Below are 4642 nucleotides of genomic sequence, written 5' to 3' on the forward strand. Positions count from 1 at the left end.
CAAAACTACCGAGAGTTCCTCGGAAAGTTACGCCTGTGGAGAGTGATATAAGACCAACAGCAGTATCGTTGGCAGCCTCTTTGAAGCAGGAACCAAGCGCAGAATCTCATGGTAGATTCTGGTAGGTATTGGAGAACGGTTGACAAGCATTATAAATGGGAATATAATAATAGATAGTGCTTTGATAGAGCGCGTTGTAATCGTTGCTTATTTAACTTTGATATTACTCCGAGGCAAATAAATGGAGCGGTCTCGCAATGATAAAGTCGTTGTTTGGTCTTTTTCCGAAGCATTGGCGGCTTATGGTCAGCTAATTAAGGACAGCCAAGAATATGATGACTATCAAGCAGTTAGCGATAGTCAAGCAGTTAGCGATAGTCAAGCAATCAATGACTGTCCAGCAGATAGTAACACTCAATCAATCAACAACTGTCCAGTAAGCCAACAACAACCTCAAAAGCGACCTCGAACACGTCGGCATAAAAGACCTTTATTGAAGTACAGGAAGCCACCCGTAAGGGCTAACAGCACTTCCTGGCGTCTTTATTTGTATATCCGAAGCAATCCTGCAAGGAAAATCAACAAGCAGGATTTGGCAAAAGCTTTTGGTGTAACCCCGCAACACATTCAGCGTGCTTTAAAGAAGCTATTAGATAAACGCTATATTTATCCTACAGCTAAGAAGGTAGGATATTTTGCGGTGCCTCTTGATGACCAAGGTAATCCTAAGCCCATAGATATGGAGGATTATATTCGTCGATGTAAGTGGTGGGAAGGCATATATGCACGAAGGGCTTGGACCAAAGCTCATCGGCCCAAAATAACCAAGCTCAATACACCCAAGCCACGCAGAAGTGTACCAACACACCTACATGAAGGATCATTAAGGCATAATATTTTCATGACTGTTAGTGATGGCAAGCCTTTTGATCATTATATATATGCAGAAAAATATGGCATTACTTCACAAAGAGTAAGGAAATTACTGGGTGAATTAAAAAATAGCGGTGTAATTTACCCCAAGAAGCAATACCGAGTAGGCAAGCATATTTATTATTCCTGGGGCATTTGTTCGAAAAACGTTCGCATTCTGAAGAAGGGTGGGCAGTGTTTATTTTTTGATCGGCAGTTAGCTTCTCAGGTACATCAAGACCCCTCCAAATGTGTCACTGCCCCCCCTCGAACTCCCCCTAAGGGTTTTTCTTATACTGTAAGTGCTTCTCTTATAGAAGAGAGAAGCACTTACAGTCAGTCTTTCATTAACTTCAAGGAATATGAAGAACTTCTCAAGTATACACCACCCACTTTTAGGCAAAGCTTCTCGCAAACAAGCGAATATACGTTCTGGGGTAGGCGTCAGTGTGACGAATTCGGTTCCAATATCCAGTACAACGATTGGAATGACCTAAAGCACAATGACTTTTGCCTAAAAGTGGGTAATATTTGTGAAACGAGTAAGGGCGTGATTGAAACAAAGGTCAATGATCAAAATCAGAGGGCGCTTTCGACCTTCGCTTCTATGGCTTCGGTCTTCAGCGCCCAAGAAGAAAAAGAAAAAACCATCAGTAGGGATTCTAATAAAGAAGAAATTGTAAACACCAAGGCTGCGTTTCCGGAGTGCAAGGAATATATCAGCAGTTCAACGTCCGAGCTAAATACAGACAACAGCCTTACTCCAAACAACAGCCCTAATTCCAACGATACGTTGGTAGAAACGAAAGTTTCTCTCTTATCAGCAAAGTACAATGAGCGGTTTCAGATGATAAGAGGTCTTCCGCCTCGTTCACAAAATGTACATAGTATTGAACAGTATGTTGATAAAAGTTTTAATATTCGTGAATTAGAAGCGCGTAAGCTTAGTCGCGCTGTTGCGTTTCTGCAGGAACACTTGGAGCACTTGTCAGAAAGCGCACACGATTTTATGAAAGGAATTCTGTGCGATGTGGAACTACCGCTGGCGCTTAATTACTCGATGCTGTGGGTATTATCGGGTAGCCAGTGGCCATTGAACGATTACGTCGCCGATTCCACGCTTAAATTTTATCGCGGTTCCCAACGCGAGGTAGGAGAAATCATGGAAGCTTTGTGGTCGGTTTCTAAAAACGTCCAACGACAGCAGTATGACAATAATCTCATTGAAAACTATTGGGACATGCCCGCCTATAGCCAGCAAATCGTTGATGAAGTATCTCGCGTGTATGCTCCCATTTTTCAAGCCATGGCACGTATATTGCAGTTGCCTGATAATTCCAGGTTGGCAAAGGGCATTTCCCCCATTGGATTGTTAGCACTTAAGGATACTAATCTGGTAGAGGACAAAGATATTGTCGAGTCGTGGAAGAACATCAGTGACGAACAAATTCAAAAAGTTGTTGATATAGTTAATAAGTTTTTCCCAGCAATAGTTTGGCTTATGAAGCATGTTGGACTAATAGATAAAAAGATCGCAAGTTCCGAACATCAATTGATTAGGGTGTTGTGGAATAGCGGCGTTTTGAATATATTTGCTCCACACTTCTGCCCGAGTGGTGGAGATTGGGATGCGTTTTATGTTGATGATGATTTTGGTGCTGCTTGGTGGGTATACTTGCGTGTTTGCGATTTACAAAAGAGTTTCAATAACAATATTAACATTTGGCAGGAAGTTGCCAGTTACACTTACTTGCATGAATCAAATCGAGTCATTGAACCCAACGATAGCAATGTGTTGATATGGTTTGATGCAATGTATTATCTATCAAGAACGTCAGATGAATTCATCGATCGGGTTTTGCATTCTGTGCCAATTGTCAAAATGCTTCTATCATCGAGAGTAGATCCTCGTTGGAATGAGGTTCTATATCGCATGATTATCCCGAATGATTCAAAAGAATCTCCTAACGCAAGTCAATATAATTTAGAAATTGCCAAGAATAGAACGTATTGGCAGCAATTAGAATGTGCAATAAATAAGTTAGCCAACGATGGATATGTATCTTCTAATTGGAATCAAACAGAACCTAGTTCTGGGCAGTTAAGAGAACGCATTGCCTTTAAAATGGACAGAGGTATAGCGTTAACGCCAGATGAACAAGTGTATTATGACTGCTGGATTAAAAATGGCAATAGACCAGCAAAGGAAGTTGTTGCAGAGACAATAGAACGAGCCAACAAGGGCGTCATTCTTTCAGATGATACTAGTTATGAGAATGACGATTATTTAGAAAAGCCTTGGGATGAGATAAAGAATAGGCAATTTCCAACGCGGAAGTTGACAGAATCAGATTTGTTATTTATTCAGCGTGTAAGGAATCAAATACAAAGCGGTGAAGCTAGGTATCTACGTCAATGGATGCGTGAAGTATCTGATAAGCCTTTATTCACACCAGAATGGTATTTAGACGTTAAAAGGCGATTGGCAAGTAGATTCAATACGACTATTGATATAGTTAATAAAAAGGCGAAAGCTGCGGCTACTATTCTGCATACTTGTGACGCACAAGAATTTTATGACGCTTTAGATATTCTTCTTGATTTATCAGAACTGGAATGCTGTTATGGTGCTAAGTGTACAACAGAAGAAGATAAGCGTGACTCTCGAGAAACTATGCAGGCAATAAATGATATCGGTAAGTGCATGCGTAATGCGGGAACATATTTATGGGGATATGCATGGCAGCATAAGCCTTATGAAGACAAGTGTAGATACGTCGATAAGATAATTGAAAATATGAGAATAGGCTTGAATCTGTCTGAGACTATGGATTATGAAAAAATGCTGGAAACTATTTCCGATATGGTAGAATTGCCAATGTGGTTCTTAAAGAAGCAAGAACCAACGGATCAAGATTACTATGATAAGGAAGCTGATGAAGCATGGGCAGAGAAGCTTGTAGACCAGGTTCTTAGCGGAGAACGCGAATGGGTTATACAAAGCAGTAATTTTAGCAAGGTAATATTCTGGTGATTAAGTAAAATGATAGCGTAGGTTTTCCTAAATAATGGTTTAGCGGATAGGCTAAATGGGTAGAATTGATATAGGTAGCAAGTGAGGAGGTATGGTTATAATGAAGAGACATTATGTGGACAAGTGGTGTACAAAAGAAGATATGGAAGCTGAAATCATGCAGGAAAGATGCCAAAATGATCTTGATGAGTTTTTGGCAAAAATTGATGCTGCAGTACAAACAAATAGACATGAAGAAGTATTATTGCGAGCTATGATTCGTTTGGTACCTAATTTGGTGGATATATTGCTAATGGATCCTAAAGTTGCGGAACATTATTCAAGTTGGTAGATATTATCTATGAGTGCATTAGGCAAGATATCGCCCTATGGTCCTGATAATCCACACCCCCTGTCACAGATGAAAGCGGAGCTGGTCTGGGAGGGTAAGTACGACGAGTACGGCAACCGCAGGGCAGTCCGGTTGCCGTCTACGCCCCTGCCCTTGCAGCGGATCGAGACCATAGACGAGCCGCGCGACCGCAGCACCGCGCAGCGCCTTCCCTTCGACGAGACCAGCGCCCACTGCGATGACTTCCGGAACATGCTCATCTGGGGTGACAACAAGCTGGCGATGGCCGCCCTGTTAGAGCAGTTCCGGGGGAAGATTGACCTCATCTACATTGACCCGCCCTTTGCGGTCGGGGCGGACTTCAC

General features: G+C 41.8%; 3 protein-coding genes. All 3 read left to right on the forward strand.

The window, feature by feature from the left end; translation table 11 throughout:
* Nucleotides 1-592 precede the first annotated feature (592 nt).
* Complete coding sequence (locus LHW48_04650; protein MCB5259751.1) at nucleotides 593-3946, forward strand: hypothetical protein; 3354 nt, start codon at nucleotides 593-595, stop codon at nucleotides 3944-3946.
* A 100-nt stretch (nucleotides 3947-4046) separates the two neighbouring features.
* Nucleotides 4047-4277, forward strand: a complete 231-nt coding sequence (locus LHW48_04655) for a hypothetical protein (GenBank protein ID MCB5259752.1) — start codon at nucleotides 4047-4049, stop codon at nucleotides 4275-4277.
* 9 nt (nucleotides 4278-4286) lie between these two features.
* A partial coding sequence (locus LHW48_04660) for a site-specific DNA-methyltransferase (GenBank protein MCB5259753.1) occupies nucleotides 4287-4642 on the forward strand: 356 nt, incomplete at its 3' end.

This window comes from Candidatus Cloacimonadota bacterium (genome assembly GCA_020532355.1).
Lineage (GTDB): Bacteria > Cloacimonadota > Cloacimonadia > Cloacimonadales > Cloacimonadaceae > UBA5456.